Raw genomic sequence first — 16,025 nt, forward strand, 5'->3', positions numbered from 1 at the left:
ACCCGCCCTTATTATCAAGGCGCTATAAACCGCGCGCGCCGCAGTTCGGCAATGACCTATTTTGGAAGTTTGAGATCGGTATGACATCCACCCAAGACGACCACTCCGGATTGATCGATGCCGATGCGCTGCGGACGCGCCTGACAGCGCTGACTGAGGCGACCGATGGTGAGGGGTCTGATCCCAAGGTCCGCAACGCCGTTTTGGGCGAGCTGAAAACCGCAGTTCGGGATGCCCGGAAAATTGCCGAAGACAGATTAGCCGATGATGGCGGCGGCCTGTTGTGCGCCCAGCGCCTGTCTTTCATCCAGGATGAAATCATCCGGGTAATCTACGATTTCGCGCTTTACCACGTCTACCGGATCAAGAACCCATCGGCAGCCGAACGCATGTCGGTCGTCGCCGTTGGCGGATACGGACGCGGCACACTGGCGCCTGGCTCTGATATCGATCTGTTGTTTGTGCTGCCTTACAAGCAGACCCCTTGGGGTGAGCAGATCGTTGAGTACATCCTCTACATGCTCTGGGATCTGGGCTTCAAGGTCGGCCACGCAACGCGCAACATCGATGAATGCATCCGGTTGTCAAAGGCGGACATGACGATCCGCACGGCCATTCTGGAGGCCCGCCACATCTGGGGCGACGGAGAGCTTTTCGAGGATCTCGTTGCCCGCTTTCAAAAGGAAGTCGTGGAAGGCACCAGCTCCGAATTCATCGCCGCCAAGCTGCAGGAACGCGACGAGCGGCACCGCCGTCAGGGCACGTCGCGCTACCTTGTCGAGCCGAATATCAAGGAGGGCAAGGGGGGCCTTCGGGATCTGAACACGTTGTTCTGGATCGCGAAATATCACTATCAGGTGTCGAGCCAGTCGGAGCTGGTCAAAATCGGCGTTTTGAAACGGGCCGAAAGAACAAGGTTCCGCCGTGCCGAGGACTTTCTCTGGGCAGTCCGGTGTCACTTGCATTTCCTGACCGGCCGCCCGGAAGAGCGGCTGTCTTTTGATGTTCAACGCGAGATCGCAGTGCGGCTCGGCTACACCCAGCATCCGGGCATGAAGGATGTCGAGCGTTTCATGAAGCACTATTTCCTGATTGCCAAGGAAGTTGGCGACCTGACGCGCATTCTGTGTGCCGCCCTGGAAGACGAGCACGTGAAAGACCCGCGCGGGCGCGGCATTTCGGGCATCATGCGGCGCTTTCGTGTTGGCCGGTCGGACAACAATGCGCCGCAGCCCGTCAAGGGCGCACCCGGTTTCGTGGTTGAGAACAACCGGCTGAGTGTGACTGCGGACACCATCTTTGAGACCGACCCGGTCAACCTCTTGCGGGTGTTTCAACTTGCAGACAAGCATGATTACAACATGCACCCGCGCCTTACCCGGCTCATCCGCCATTCGCTGAAACTGATCAACAACGATGTGCGCAAGGACCCGGAAGCGAACAGATTGTTCTTGTCCGTGCTCACATCGCGCAATCATCCGGAAAAGATCTTGCGGAAGATGAACGAGACCGGCGTCCTCGGCCGGTTTGTACCCGAGTTCGGCAAGGTCGTCGCGATGATGCAGTTCAACATGTATCACCACTACACGGTCGACGAACACCTGATCCGCTCAATCGGCGTTCTGGCCGAGATCGAGCGCGGCGACTCTGGCGAAGATCATCCCCTATCCACGGACCTGATCCGCACGTTGCAGAACCGCAAACTGCTTTATGTCACGATGTTCCTGCATGACATCGCCAAGGGACGCCCGGAGGACCACTCCATTGCCGGCGCAAAGGTGGCACGCAAGCTCTGCCCGCGGTTTGGGTTGAACGAAGCGGAAACCGAAACTGTCGCCTGGCTGATTGAACACCATCTCGACATGAGCACGATTGCCCAGTCGCGCGATCTGTCGGACCGCAAGACAATCACCGACTTTGCCCATACCGTGCAATCTCATGAGCGTTTGAAACTGCTCCTTATCCTGACCGTCGCGGACATTCGCGCCGTTGGACCGGGTGTTTTCAATGGCTGGAAGGGGCAGCTTCTCAGAACACTCTATTACGCCACCGAACCGCACCTGACAGGTGGGCATTCCAAGATGTCCCACGGTCAAGCCATCACCCAAGCCAAGGAAGAACTGGTCTCGCGGCTCGGGCATTGGACGGACAAAGACCGGAAGGCCTATTTAAACCGTCATTATCCGGCATATTGGCTGCGAACAGAACCGGACCGGCTGGAGACCCATGCCGAACTGCTTCACAAGGCAGATAAAAATGGCGAACAACTCTCATTCGATGTGACGCCACGGGCCTTTGAAGGGGTCACCGAACTCACAATAATGGCACAGGATCATCCGCGTCTTCTCTCGGTGATTGCCGGCGCCTGCTATTCGACCGGGGCGAATATCGTTGATGCACAGATCGATACAACAACAGACGGTTTTGCCCTTGATACGATTTTCATAGGCCGCGAGCTGCCGGGCGACGACGATGAACGCCGCCGCGGCGAGCGCATTACCGCATTGATCGAAAAAACGCTGCGCGGTGATGAAAGAATACCAGAACCGGTTGCGAAAAAAGGATCGGTGAAAGGCCGGATGAAGGCCTTCAAGGTGGCCAGTGAAGTACTGTTGAACAACACTTTGTCCGATGACTACACGGTTCTGGAAGTGTCCGGCCTTGACCGCCCGGGTTTGCTTTACGACCTCACCCGATCCATCGCGACGCTCAATCTCAACATCGGTTCGGCGCATATTTCCACCTTCGGTGAAAAAGTGGTCGACGTGTTTTATGTGACCGATCTGACAGGCCAGAAAATCGCTAATATTGGCCGTCAGGAAATCATTCGCGAACGCCTGGAAGCTGCTGTCGAAGGCCAAGTGGAACTGGATCCGGCCGCACCGGTTGCACGCAAAGTCCGCCGTCAGGCGTCCTGAGCGGCTATCTCAGAAAGAAGTACACCGTGTCTGGAGCCCCGCTGGCATGAACCTGGTTCGAAATTTCGCAACTGTCGGCGGCGCCACTCTCATGAGCCGTGTTCTCGGTTTTGTCCGGGACGTATTGCTCGCGGCCGCAGTCGGCGCGGGTCCGGTGGCCGATGCTTTCGTGGTTGCCTTCCGGCTGCCGAACTTGTTCCGCCGGTTGTTTGCCGAGGGTGCGTTCAACTCCGCCTTCATTCCGCTTTTTGGGCGCACTGTCGAAGAAGACGGCGAGGAGGGCGCCCGGCGCTTTGCCGGTGAAATTGGATCGGCCTTGCTGTTTTGCCTTCTCGCGCTGACCGCACTCGCCCAGATCTTCATGCCCTTTGTTGTTTGGGCTTTGGCCCCGGGCTTCGTGTCTGATCCGGAAAAGTTCGATCTGACAGTTTTGATGTCGCGGATCGCCTTTCCGTACCTGATTTTCATGTCGATGCTCGCCTTCATTGGCGGCATTTTGAACACCTATCAGCGCTTTGCGGCCGCCGCTTTTGCGCCGGTCATGCTGAATGTGGTCATGGGACTGGTCCTCGGCGGTGTTTTGTTCTGGGGCGTCGAAGACAGCACAACTCTTGGCATCATCCTGACACTCGGCATCACGTTCGGCGGCATCGTTCAGCTGACCGTGGTGGTGATTGATCTGAAGCGTCTTGGCTTCCGCATTCCCGTTTACCGGCCGCGCTATACAAAATCGGCCAAACGCCTGCTAGTGCTTGGCATTCCAGGTGTGATTGCGGGAGGCGTCACACAGATCAACATCGCGGTCGGACAGGTGATTGCATCGATGCAGGACGGGGCAAATGCCTTGCTCTACTACGCTGACCGGCTGTATCAGCTACCGCTTGGGGTCATCGGGATTGCCTTCGGCGTGGTGCTGTTGCCAAGCCTGACCCGGCAGCTCCGCTCCGGCGAAACAGCCGCTTACCAAAAGACTCTGAACCGGTCGCTGGAATTCTCTCTAGTTCTGACTTTGCCCGCAGCTGTCGCGCTGGCGGTTATTCCTGACGAGATCGTCTCGGTGCTGTTTCAGAGGGTCCGGTTCGATGAGGCCGCTGTTGAAGGAACGGCAGCAGCCTTGATGGCATTTTCGTTCGGCTTGCCTGCCTTTGTCCTGAACAAGGTATTCTCGCCAGGCTATTTTGCCCGCGAAGATACCAAAACTCCGATGAAGTTTGCGGCGATCGGAATGGTGGTCAATGTTGCCTTGTCGATCGCCTTCTTTCCCTTCCTGCAGCATGTCGGGATCGCGCTGGCAACCACGATTGCCGGTTGGGTGAACACCGGTTTCCTGGTTATCGTTCTTTGGAAGCGGGGACATTTCGCCCCGGACACCACGGTTTTGAGAAAACTGATGCTGGTGCTTCTGGCGAGCCTGTTGATGGGGCTTGTCATTCATTTCGCAGCAGATGCCCTTGCGCCTTACCTGAAGGATGGATGGCTTTTGATAAGGGTCGCCAGCCTCGGAGCCCTGGTGCTGATCGGTATTGCCGTATTCGCCCTTTTTGCGCAGATCAGCGGCGGCAGCGATCTGGTTGGTCTTGCGAAATCGTTGAAGCGGCGCAACACCTGACGCGCAAACGCTTGTCTGAACGGCATCTTTGCTTGCATCGAAGCACGCTGAGGCCTACACCCGTCGCGCCCAAAACATTCACAGCGCCCTTCCAACCGGCCGCACCAATAAGGGATATGAAATGACGGCGTTCCAGCCCCGTGTCTTTTCCGGCGTTCAGCCCACAGGCAATCTCCACCTTGGCAACTACCTTGGCGCCGTGTCGCGCTGGGTTCCGCTGCAAGACCAGATGCCTGCGATCTTCTGTGTCGTGGACTCCCACGCGATTACAGCAGGTTTTCCGGACCCGAGTGAACTGACAAACGCAACGCGTGAAGTAACGGCCGCTTATATGGCGGCCGGGATTGATCCCAAGAAATCGATCATCTTCAACCAATCCCAGGTCCGTGAGCACATGGAACTGGCCTGGATCTTCAATTGCGTTGCCCGGATGGGCTGGCTCAACCGCATGACCCAGTTCAAGGAAAAGGCAGGCAAGAACAAGGAAAACGCTTCTGTCGGCCTGTTCGCCTACCCGAACTTGATGGCGGCCGACATTCTGGCATACCGCGCGACCCACGTTCCGGTGGGCGATGACCAGAAACAGCACCTGGAACTGACCCGGGACATCGCGGCGAAGTTCAACAACGACTTTGGCGCCCGGATCAAGGAACTCGGGATTGGCATTCCAAACCCGACACCTTCTCCCGAATTGCCGGAAGAGCTCTATTTCCCGATGACCGAACCGATGATTGCCGGTCCGGCCACCCGGATCATGTCGCTGCGCGATGGCACGAAGAAGATGTCGAAATCCGATCCTTCAGATCTATCGCGCATCAACCTGAAGGATAATGCGGACGGAATTGCCAAGAAGATCAAAAAGGCAAAAACCGATCCGGACGCGCTGCCGAGCGAGACCGATGGCCTGGAGGGCCGGCCGGAAGCTGACAACCTTGTCGGCATCTTTGCGGCTCTCAATGGCATGTCCAAAGACGATGTTCTGAAAGAGTATGGCGGACAGCAGTTCTCTGCGTTCAAACCAGCGCTTTCAGATCTCGCCGTTGCCAAGCTTGCTCCGATGACGGACGAAATGCGGCGGTTGACCGGCGATCCGGCTCAGATCGATGCGATCTTGAAGGAAGGCGCGGAAAACGCTTCTGCGATTGCCGAGCCCGTTCTGAAGGATGTGCGCAAGATCATTGGTTTTCTGGACGTCCGGTAAAACCAACTGACGATAAGAAAAAGGCCGGGTTCGCGTCGAACACCGGCCTTTTTTGGTTTCGCTCGCTGCGGAGAACTCAGTAGGAGCACGGCTCCAGCGTAATGCCGTCTGGCAACTTTGTGTTTTCATCGCCGCAAGCATCAATGATCCGGCTTGGGTCGAGATTGGAAGCTCCCGTCAAATCCGCACCTTTCAGCCGCGTCCGCCGCAACAAGGCCCCGTCGAAATCCACGTTTGTCAGATTAGCGCCGCTCAAATTGGTGCTGACCAAGCGAGCCCCGGACAAATCCGCTCCTGAAAAATCCGCATTGACGGCCTGGGCACGGTCCAGCTTGACATTGCGCATGCGAGCACCCTGAAAGACGGAATTCAAAAGATCCATCCGCTCCAGGTTGGCGTTGTCCAATTTGGCGGATTTGAACGATGTGTTCTGAGCAACAGCGCGGATCAAAGTCACATTGCGCAGGTCTGCACCCTCGAACGTGGAGCCGGTCATGACAGCTGCATTCAAGTCCGCATCGCGAAGATCTGCATCGCGGAAAATCGAACTGTTGAGGTTTGATTTTTCCAGATCTACGGCCCGCATCGACGCACCAGCAAAATCACTCGCCGAAAAATCGGCCCGTTCGGCCTCGGTTCGCCGGAAATCGGATCGTTCAAAGTTCGATCGCGGCATGACGGCCTCTTTGAGATCAACCTCACGCAGATTGGCCCGATGGAAGTCAGCGCCCTCCAGCTCCATCCCACGCAAAGTCGCAAGAGATAGATTACACCGCGGGCAGCCGCCGTCTTCGAGAATTTGTGGAACGCGCGGATCCAACTCCATCGCGCTAACGTGCGGTGCCAAGGTGACAATGACCGCGCTCGCTGCCAAATAGCTGAAAACCGACTTTTTCATAACCGATCCTTTTTTCATAACCCTTGACATAAGTGCGATCTGCGGCGGTTCAAAGGCCAGGAACGTCACGATCTCTATAATCGGGATCGTAAGCTGAACTCAATAAAGCTGAAAACCATGAAGATTGTATGCGAACTGCTTCCCTTGCCGGAAGCGAATAGATCGGAACGGAAGAAACAGGCGGGGTCGCAGGTGCCTGCTTCTTCCATTCACAATGTCGCTGACGACGCACTACCTGACAATCAGCGTGCCGAATAAGCAGCAAAAGGCTTGCCAATTGGTTTCTTTATTCAAACACGCAAGATCTAGAACCTGCGGTACTCGCAATCACAAGATACTGAATTTGTTTAGAGATTGTTCAGGTCTCGCGCATTGCAATTTGCAAGGCGCGTTGCAAACATCCTGAACGATGGGTTAACGAGCGACGTGCTCTACCTTGCCGGCGCTCACGCAAATTCCTTGCGCAGGTCGATGGTGGAGCGCTCGCCAATATCGTCAAAGTGCCGGTCGAGCCACTCTTTGGCGGTCTGACGGCCAACGTCGCGCAAATGTGTGAGAAAATCCCACTCCGCATTCAGTTTGGACGAGGCCTGAAGAGGTTTCAGTTCTTCGGCCGCAATCCGGTGCAGATGCACCTTGGTGTATTCCTTGCGGTCCAGCTTGCCCTCTTCGATCAGGCGGGTGACGAAGTCGATTGCCCTGAGTTCCCTCAAGAGCGTGGAGTTGAAGGTGATCTCATTGAGACGGTTGACGATTTCGCGAGCCGTCCTGGGCACTTCACGCCGCTCGATCGGGTTGATCTGAATGAGGACGACATCCGATGTTTCGGTTTCATAAAACAGCGGATAGAGCGGCGGATTGCCCATGAACCCACCGTCCCAATAGGGTTCTCCATCGATCTCCACCGCTTGGTAGAGCTGTGGCAGGCACGCAGAAGCCATCACCGCATCAAGCGTCACTTCCTTCTCGCTGAATACTCGGATCTTGCCTGTAAAGACATTGGTGGCTGCGATGAACAGCTTCAGACCGGAGCAGCAGTGCACCTTTTCAAAATCGACCGTCCGTTCCACGATGTCGCGGAGGGGATTGAAATTCAGCGGGTTGAATTCATAGGGCGAAGCGAACCGCGAGAGCACATCGAAATAGAGATAACTCGGTGAATAATCGAGGCTCCAATGGCCCAGGAGCACATCCAGCGGCGAACGCTGGATGGGACTGGTGCGCGCCTCTGCGCTGACTTCGCGCCAGAAGGCTTCCAGCGTTGCACGCGCGCCCTCTTCCCCGCCAGCTTCCATGCCGCTGGCCAACACAACCGCATTCATCGCCCCGGCAGATGTCCCGGTGATCCCGTCGAGTTCGAACCGGCTGTCTTCCAGGAACCAATCGAGCACACCCCAGGTGAAGGCGCCATGCGCGCCTCCCCCTTGCAAAGCCAGATTGATCTTCTTTGGATCTGACATGGCTCTTTTCGCTCCTGCGGGCTTGTGTCTATTGGCTTACTGAGCGGTCCAGCCGCCATCCATCGTCATGATGGCACCGGTAATCGAAGACGCCGTATCGGAGCACAAGAAGACAGCGTATCCGGCGACCTGTTCGATGGTGACGAATTTCTTGGTTGGCTGGGCCTTCAAGAGCACATCTTTCTTGACCTCTTCCTCGGTCATGTTCCGTGCTTTCATAGTGTCCGGGATCTGGGCTTCAACCAGTGGCGTCCAGACATAACCCGGACAGATCGCGTTAACGGTGATGCCTTGCTCGGCCACTTCGAGCGCAACTGTCTTGGTCAAGCCGGCAATGCCGTGCTTGGCGGCAACGTAAGCAGATTTATAGGGGGACGCGACGAGAGCGTGCGCGGAGGCTGTATTGATGATCCGGCCCCAACCGTTTTCTTTCATTCCCGGCACCGCCGCGCGGATCGCATGGAAGGCAGAAGACAGATTGATCGCAATGATGGCGTCCCATTTGTCGATCGGGAACTCATCAACCGGGGAGACATATTGGATGCCTGCGTTGTTCACCAGGATGTCGACAGACCCGAATTCCTTCTGAGTGTCAGAGATCATTCCGGCAATTTCATCGCCTTTTAACATGTTGGCCGATGAGTAGACACACTTCACGCCAAAATCAGCTTCTATGGCTGCGCGGGTCTTTTCGATTTCATCGGCATCGCCGAGACCGTTGATGACCACGTTGGCACCTTTTTCAGCGAAGGCGCGGGCGCAACCGAGGCCAATCCCGGACGTTGACCCTGTAACAACTGCTGTCTTATTGGCGAGCATCAGAAAATCCTCCCGAAATGAATGAAACGTCTGGCGGGACTTTTGACCAGTTATCGCCGCACTGCAACATGAGAATCGAAATTCGCGCCTGAAACCGCTGACTTAGGTCAATCACGTTCAACGGCGGCGCATTTTTTGCGCTCCGGCTAGGGCCTTGCGCGCCTTTGATCGCGTTTTTTCGTCGGCGGCACTTCGGGTTTCTTCAACCTGCTTCAGGTCTTCGGCCCGCAAGCCAATGCGGGCAGCAAATCGCTCACGGACCATGCCATAAAACGTTGCATGAAGATTGGCGAAGACCCATACAGTGATCAGCATCGTCGCCATTGGAAAAGCGGCTGACCGGATCTGCTGCCAGAACACATTGGCGGCAAGAAAGTTCTCCATGAGGCTCAGGACCAGGCCGACGCCGGCGACAAGAACGGCAGCAAGCAAGCTCATCACCAGCGCCGCAAACGCCATCGGCCAACCAAGCCCGTTGGTGGCGCGCCAGCTTTCCTTGAAAGTAAGGGGATCATCAACGGCAGCAGCCGGCAGAACGAGAGAGAACTTCTGGGTCACCATCAGCGCGATGAAGGGCGCCGCTAGAAACGCGATTGCGCCCAATCCACCTGTAATCGCAGCGAGGATGCTGGCGGCAATCCCGAGCGGGATCAAAGACAAGAACCCGATCAGGTTCAAAACAATCATGTTGATGATCACCTTGAACGTTCTGGGCCCCACAAACAGAGGGAAGTCGCGCGCATCAATCAGGATCTTGCGAACATAGGCAATGGCAATCGAGAACCCGACCAAAAGGTTCGCAAGGGCCGCAAGTGCTCTCAGTGCCCCCTCGTCCACCGTCTCAACCGGTTCGGTCATATAGGAAATGGTGCTGAACCCGCCGCTCGGCATCAAAGAAGACCCGATCGCGAAGTTGAGCGCGACCAGCACCAGAATGTAGGCCCAGCCGGTCTTGAACAGCGTACCAATATTGTGCTGCGCCAGTGAAAGCGACCGTTCCAAAACGGTGATAAACATGGGTTCCCCTCGAATTCCGGTTCTCACCCAAGATAGGTCTTTTCGGACGATCCGCTAGTTTTGCGGCGCTTGCGTCTGTCTTTCCATGGCCATGCGATAACCCGCTGTGATGACTGAGATCCCAAGCACGGTCACGATGATCTGCAACAACACATTCAAGATCATGACCTTGATCTGGATGAACAAGGCAGGCAGCCCGATCGACACGACTGTAAGGACCCACTGAAGCCCCATCGTTGCAAGGACAAAGGGCAGGGACAGAACCACGATTGCCAATAGCATCCGCCATCCGAGCCCTTTGCCGATCCTCAGGGCCTCGCCAAATCCCAGCGGCCGTTCGATCGCCGTCGCCGGCAGTACCAGATTAAGCCGCATCAAAAACGGCATGATGACGAGCGCAAACCCCAGAACAAGTGCAACGATTGCCAGGCCAGATGCGGAGTCGGACGGCATGAAGGCAACAAAAACGAGGGGCAGAGAAACGAGGAACCCAAACAGGCCGATCAGAAGCATCCGCCAGATGAACTGGATTTCGATTTTGCCAAAGCGCAGATAGATGTTGCCGACCCTTTCACCAAGAAGGCCAAACCGGTGCCATGCAACGGATATGGATGCAGATGAGATCAGCGCGACAAGAGTACTTGTCATCAACAACAAGCCTGCAGCTGGCGGCAATGTTTCGGCATCGGCGGGAACACCGGCGGTCGCAGTCAGAATCAGAATTGAAATCAAAAACTGGATCAAAAACCAGGCGCCGCAGACCTTGAAGACTGTTTCAAGATGTCCGAAGACCAGTGATGCCGCGTCACTCAGCAACCGTTTGAGCATTGTCGAACCCGCCACGTTACTATTGTTGGGACCAATGCCCCGCCAAAATCTTGCTTGTCATATGGGGCAAACCGCACGCACGCAATGACAACAAGCGCAAGTTCCGCCTCCACCGAGCGCGCTGCCATTGCCCTTTTTTTGCAGACACCCTATTGATGCGCTGGAAAACCCAGGCACACTCCCACATATGGGACGCATGAACGACAACCGGTTGGCCTTGCCATGATTGATGATTTCGCAACTCCCCTACCGCGCCGCAAATCAGTTGGGGTAAAAGTCGGCTCAGTGATGGTCGGAGGCGGCGCGCCGATCGTGGTTCAGTCCATGACCAACACGGATACCGCAGACGCGGATTCAACAGTCGCGCAGGTGTCGGCGCTCGCGCGGGCAGGCTCGGAAGTCGTTCGGATCACTGTCGATCGTGCAGAAGCAGCCGCCCAGGTCCCGCATATCAAGGAACGGCTCAACCGCATTGGTGTGAACGTGCCTCTGGTGGGCGATTTTCACTATATCGGCCACAAGCTCCTCACCGACTATCCAGACTGCGCTGCAGCTCTCGACAAGTACCGGATCAACCCCGGCAACGTTGGCTTCAAGGCCAAGCGCGACACGCAGTTTTCCCAGATCATCGATATCGCCCAAAAGCACGACAAACCGGTGCGGATCGGCGTCAACTGGGGCTCGCTGGATCAAGAGCTTCTGACAAAGCTGATGGACGAGAATGCAGAGAGCGAAGCGCCTGTATCGGCAAACGCGGTCATGCGCGAGGCAATTATCCAATCAGCCCTTTTGTCGGCGGAGCGTGCAGAAAACCTTGGCATGGGCAGGGACAAGATCCTGTTGTCGGCCAAGGTTAGCCAGGTGCAAGACCTGATTGCGGTTTATGCCGACCTTGCCCGCCGCTGTGACTACGCCTTGCACCTCGGCCTGACGGAGGCGGGCATGGGAACCAAGGGCATTGTGTCCTCCGCAGCGTCGATGGGAATTTTGCTGCAACAAGGTATCGGCGACACGATCCGCGTGTCCCTGACACCAGAGCCGGGCGGTGACCGGACCCGTGAGGTCCAGGTCGCGCAGGAACTCCTGCAAGTGATGGGGTTCCGCGCATTCGTGCCGGTGGTGGCAGCTTGTCCGGGTTGCGGCCGCACGACCTCCACGGTCTTCCAGGAACTCGCGCAGGACATTCAGGACCACATTCGGGTGTCAATGCCGAAGTGGCGTGAACGGTACCCGGGCGTTGAAAGCCTGAACGTTGCCGTCATGGGCTGCATCGTGAATGGCCCGGGCGAATCCAAACACGCCGATATCGGCATTTCGCTTCCCGGAACAGGCGAAACACCCTCAGCGCCCGTTTTCATTGACGGCGAGAAAGCCACCACCTTGCGTGGCGAGGGCATCGCGGATGAGTTCAAGCAAATGGTGCTGGAATACATCGAAAAGCGCTATGGTGACGGCAAAACAACCAGCACCGATGCCGCCTGATCGCCAATCCGGCGAACCCTCAATTGAAAGCCGCCTATGACGCAGTCGCCTGCCGGATCCGAACCAGTGACAAAACCGATCCTTGTCATCACATCTCAAGTGGTACGCGGCGGCATATCCGGCCGCGGTCTGACGTTTGCACTGGAGCGGAACGGTCATGATGTCTGGTTCCTTCCGACCATCTTGCTGCCTTGGCACCCGGGACACGGCAAGGGAACGCGGATTGTCCCGCCAACCGCTGATTTTTCCGCAATCGCTTCCGATCTGGCAGGATCGGCGAAGCTTAGCGAGATCGGGGGTATCATCACCGGGTATCTCGGCAGCCCGGATCAGGCTTCCGCAATTGCGGATCTGATTAAGGCGGTCAAAACCGCCAACCCCGATGCGCCTTATCTGTGCGATCCGGTGATGGGCGATCACACGTCTGCTTCGGGAGGCGGGCTTTACGTTCCTGAAGCAACTGCGGAAGCCATTCGGGACCATCTGGTTCCGCTGGCCGATATCGTCACCCCAAACAGTTTTGAACTTGGCTGGTTAACCGGCAGAGAAATCTCCAGCGAGCTGGAGGCTCTATCGGCGGCCCGGGATTTGGGCACCGAGCGCGTCTTGGTGACGTCGGCACCGGCCTTGCGCCGCAACGCGATCTCCAATCTGCTCGCCGGCCCAAGAGGCGCCGTTGCCGCTGAACATGCAGCAATTGCCAACCCGCCGCACGGTACGGGTGATCTGATAGCCGGTCTGCTTTTAATCAACCGGCTCGCTGGATTGGACGATGAGGAGGCCGTAAAGCGCGCTTCCGCCTCCGTTTTTGAACTTGTCGCGCGCAGCGTCAAAAAAGGAGCGGATGAGCTCCTCTTTGCCGATGAACAACAGTCCGTAGTCCGAGCCATGGCGCTGGTCACTTCCCGGCGTGTTATGGAAGCCAAGGTCCGTGCCTGAGCGCGCCGGGACCTGGGTCGCCGGTGTTGACGGCTGCCGGGCCGGCTGGATCGCAGTTCTACGAAACCTGAGCGATCCCAAAGATCTCAAACTTCAGCTTTTTGAACACTTTGCGGATCTTCTTTCCGTCCAGCCCGATTTGAAGATCATTGCGGTCGACATGCCGATCGGGTTGCCGGACCTCCTTGGACCAGATGGCAGGGGGGCTGAAAAGGCTGCTAGAAAGCACCTTGGAATGCGGCAGTCTTCTGTGTTTTCCGTGCCGTCGCGCGCTGCGGTCTACGAAGAGGATTACAGAGCTTCGTGTGAAACGTCGCTTAAAACCTCCAGCCCACCCCGCAAGGTCTCAAAGCAATGCTTTTATCTGTACCCCAAAATCCGTGAAATCGACGGCCTGATGACACCCGCACTGGAAGAGCGGGTTCATGAAGTGCATCCGGAGCTCGCCTTTTGGCGTTTGAACGGGGAGGCCGAAATGAGCCTGCCGAAGAAGGTCAAGAGCCGCGCGAACCCGGAAGGCTTGGATCAGCGCCGTGACCTACTCGTCTCCAAAGGCCTGCCAAAACCCTTCCTGGATCAAAAGTCTCCAAGGGGGTGTGGCCGCGACGATCTCCTTGACGCGGCAGCCAACAGCCTGATTGCAGAGCGGATTTTCAACAGGCAGGCCGAACCGTTTCCTGAAAATTATCAGCGCGACGGCAAAGGCCTGCGCATGGCGATCTGGGCCTGACACACCCTCAAGATCAATCAATGATTGAATTTCGTGACATTTTCAAAATTCCTATATCTTAAGTTGATGGAAATTCGATATCACGTTTATATACCGGGTGAGTTCCAATGTTTTTTTGGAGTGAACCATGGCCAAAAAACGGAAGACTGCAGGTAAATCCGACACAGAGTCCACTCAGCACATACTCCGCAAATTCATCAGAACGCGCGGCAGCGGTTACCTTGACGATCCGAACGTCACATCCATCGGAATAGGCCGGAAAAACAACACCGGCGAAGTCAGTGTTGTGTTCACAGTTGGTCAGAAAGCAGAAGTGTCGGGGCTGGAAGCCCTGGGCACAAAGGAATTGCCAAAAACAATCGCCTTTGAAGGCATTACAATCCCGACCGATGTCGTGGAACGCGGGTTCAAACCGTCCTATCAGGTCATCAGTCCGGAGACCCAGTCCGTCCTGAAAACAAGACTCGATCCGGTTGTCCCGGGGGCAAGCGTTTCTCACGTGGATGGCACCGCGGGCACACTGGGCATGATCGTGTTCGACGACGAAACCGGGGCTGCATGCATTCTCTCCAACTGGCACGTACTTCACGGACCCACGGGCGAGATAGGAGACCCGATCGTTCAGCCCGGGCCGCATGACGACAACAACATCGCATACAACTATTGCGGCGACTTGGAAAGGAGTCATCTTGGGATCGCGGGCGATTGCGCCATCTCCCGCCTGCGGGACCGCGAATTTGATCCAGAGATCCATAACCTCGGCGTTGCACCGCAGAGAATGGCAGAGGTTGAGCTCGACGACAAAGTCGTCAAGACAGGGCGGACAACCAATACGACCTACGGAATAGTCAGACGGACCGACGTCATCGCGAAAATTAATTACGGCAGTCATGTGGGCGAAAAAGCAATCGGCTGTTTTGAGATCGCACCGGACCCCAAAAAACCCGCACCGAACAACGAGATCAGCATGGGCGGCGACTCCGGCAGTGCATGGATGATCGTCGACAAACAAAAGGCAACAGACATCTTCGCAGGCCTGCATTTTGCGGGCGAGACTGGCGACAACCCGGACGAACATGCGCTTGCCTGTTACCCAGCCTCCGTCATGAACAAGCTCAGGTTCTCTCTGACGCCTCCGGAAACAAATCGCGTTCCAGGTGATGTGGCGGAAGCCTTTGGAGCTCGCTCTGGTTACGATACCGACTTCCTTGGCTTCCATGCTCCAATGCCCGGCATGTCGACCGCCGTCAAACGGGACGCGGTGAATTTTGGCCGCAAGCAGACAATTCCCTATACCCACTTCTCCGTATGCCTGAGCGCAAAACGGCGCATGGCCCGCTTTGTGGCGTGGAACGTCGACGGCGCGCGAAAAGTGACCTTGGGCAGTCACAGCTTCAAGGAAGATCCGAGGATCGAGAGTGGTCTGCAGTGGAACAACAGTCTTTATGAAGACAACAAGCTGGATCGCGGGCACATCGCGCGAAGGGCTGATTTGGCCTGGGGGCCGGTGCCAGAAGCACGCCAGGCCAACAAGGATTCCTACTACTACACAAACATTGCCCCGCAACACGAGCGCTATAACCGGTCCAGCCTTGGCGGGCTCTGGGGACGCCTTGAAAACATAATCCTGGAACAGGCTGCCGATCAGGACATTCGTGTATCGGTGATCTCAGGTCCCGTCTTTTCGGACGAGGACATCGAGTACCGTGGCGCCCGGATCCCGCGGGATTATTGGAAACTGGTCGCCTATCGCGGTGCCGACGGCAACCCGACAGCCGCCTGCTTCGTGCTTTCCCAGAACGACCTGCTGAGTGATCTGGAAACGCTTGACTTCGATCCATTTCGGTTGTTCCAGATTTCTGTTCATGAGCTGGAAATCCGGACAGGACTTGGCTTTGACGCATATGTGGACGCGGATATCACCCAAAACGAGGCGCTTCTATCGACTTTGAGTGTTGAAAGCCTAGGACGGGAGACAATCAAGACCAAGGTTCGTGAAATAACAAGCGCAACCCAAATCGCGATCTAGTGTCAGGACTTCTTCGCGGTCGTCCGAAAATGTAGGACCGGGTTACTGATTGGGCGTTCTAACCAGAATGAACCGAGAGTACCCGGCCCAGTTTT

At 56.5% G+C, this 16,025-nt stretch carries 12 protein-coding genes; 7 read left to right on the top strand and 5 right to left on the bottom strand.

What is annotated here, in order from left to right; translation table 11 throughout:
• Positions 1–80 precede the first annotated feature (80 nt).
• The 3 genes from RBB44_RS19450 to trpS all read left to right on the top strand — a co-directional run bounded on the left by RBB44_RS19450 (position 81) and on the right by trpS (position 5,728).
• Positions 81–2,918 carry a [protein-PII] uridylyltransferase gene (locus RBB44_RS19450; protein ID WP_306149256.1) on the top strand — a complete coding sequence of 946 codons (2,838 nt, stop codon included), beginning with the start codon at positions 81–83 and terminating at the stop codon, positions 2,916–2,918.
• A 46-nt stretch (positions 2,919–2,964) separates the two neighbouring features.
• Positions 2,965–4,527 carry a murein biosynthesis integral membrane protein MurJ gene (gene murJ / locus RBB44_RS19455; protein ID WP_209176385.1) on the top strand — a complete coding sequence of 521 codons (1,563 nt, stop codon included), beginning with the start codon at positions 2,965–2,967 and terminating at the stop codon, positions 4,525–4,527.
• 121 nt (positions 4,528–4,648) lie between these two features.
• On the top strand, positions 4,649–5,728 hold the full coding sequence (gene trpS, locus RBB44_RS19460) for a tryptophan--tRNA ligase (RefSeq protein ID WP_306149255.1): 1,080 nt from the start codon (positions 4,649–4,651) through the stop codon (positions 5,726–5,728).
• A 76-nt stretch (positions 5,729–5,804) separates the two neighbouring features.
• Here trpS and RBB44_RS19465 read toward each other — a convergent pair whose 3' ends face one another.
• The 5 genes from RBB44_RS19465 to RBB44_RS19485 all read right to left on the bottom strand — a co-directional run bounded on the left by RBB44_RS19465 (position 5,805) and on the right by RBB44_RS19485 (position 10,750).
• Complete coding sequence (locus tag RBB44_RS19465; RefSeq protein ID WP_306149254.1) at positions 5,805–6,626, bottom strand: pentapeptide repeat-containing protein; 822 nt, start codon at positions 6,624–6,626, stop codon at positions 5,805–5,807.
• Between the two features lie 446 nt (positions 6,627–7,072).
• Positions 7,073–8,086, bottom strand: a complete 1,014-nt coding sequence (locus tag RBB44_RS19470; RefSeq protein WP_306149253.1) for a patatin-like phospholipase family protein — start codon at positions 8,084–8,086, stop codon at positions 7,073–7,075.
• Positions 8,087–8,122: 36 nt separating this feature from the next.
• Positions 8,123–8,905 (bottom strand): 3-hydroxybutyrate dehydrogenase, encoded by a 783-nt coding sequence (locus RBB44_RS19475; RefSeq protein ID WP_306149252.1) that lies wholly within the window; start codon positions 8,903–8,905, stop codon positions 8,123–8,125.
• Positions 8,906–9,022: 117 nt separating this feature from the next.
• Complete coding sequence (locus RBB44_RS19480) at positions 9,023–9,922, bottom strand: 4-hydroxy-3-methylbut-2-en-1-yl diphosphate synthase (protein ID WP_306149251.1); 900 nt, start codon at positions 9,920–9,922, stop codon at positions 9,023–9,025.
• A 54-nt stretch (positions 9,923–9,976) separates the two neighbouring features.
• Positions 9,977–10,750, bottom strand: coding sequence for a hypothetical protein (locus RBB44_RS19485; RefSeq protein WP_306149250.1), 774 nt, complete (start codon positions 10,748–10,750; stop codon positions 9,977–9,979).
• A 222-nt stretch (positions 10,751–10,972) separates the two neighbouring features.
• On the opposite strand from RBB44_RS19485, the gene ispG reads away from it, so the two are divergent.
• The 4 genes from ispG to RBB44_RS19505 all read left to right on the top strand — a co-directional run bounded on the left by ispG (position 10,973) and on the right by RBB44_RS19505 (position 15,930).
• Complete coding sequence (gene ispG / locus RBB44_RS19490) at positions 10,973–12,232, top strand: flavodoxin-dependent (E)-4-hydroxy-3-methylbut-2-enyl-diphosphate synthase (protein ID WP_306149249.1); 1,260 nt, start codon at positions 10,973–10,975, stop codon at positions 12,230–12,232.
• A 36-nt stretch (positions 12,233–12,268) separates the two neighbouring features.
• Entirely contained in the window at positions 12,269–13,171 is a 903-nt protein-coding gene (pdxY, locus tag RBB44_RS19495) for a pyridoxal kinase (RefSeq protein WP_306149248.1), read from the top strand.
• A complete protein-coding gene (locus RBB44_RS19500; RefSeq protein WP_306149247.1) occupies positions 13,164–13,901 on the top strand; it encodes a DUF429 domain-containing protein in 738 nt (245 codons plus the stop codon). The genes pdxY and RBB44_RS19500 overlap by 8 nt, the downstream gene beginning before the upstream one ends.
• A gap of 127 nt (positions 13,902–14,028) precedes the next feature.
• Positions 14,029–15,930 carry a DNA/RNA non-specific endonuclease gene (locus tag RBB44_RS19505; RefSeq protein WP_306149246.1) on the top strand — a complete coding sequence of 634 codons (1,902 nt, stop codon included), beginning with the start codon at positions 14,029–14,031 and terminating at the stop codon, positions 15,928–15,930.
• Positions 15,931–16,025: the final 95 nt, after the last annotated feature.

It is taken from the genome of Roseibium sp. MMSF_3247 (assembly GCF_030733765.1).
Taxonomy (GTDB): domain Bacteria; phylum Pseudomonadota; class Alphaproteobacteria; order Rhizobiales; family Stappiaceae; genus Roseibium.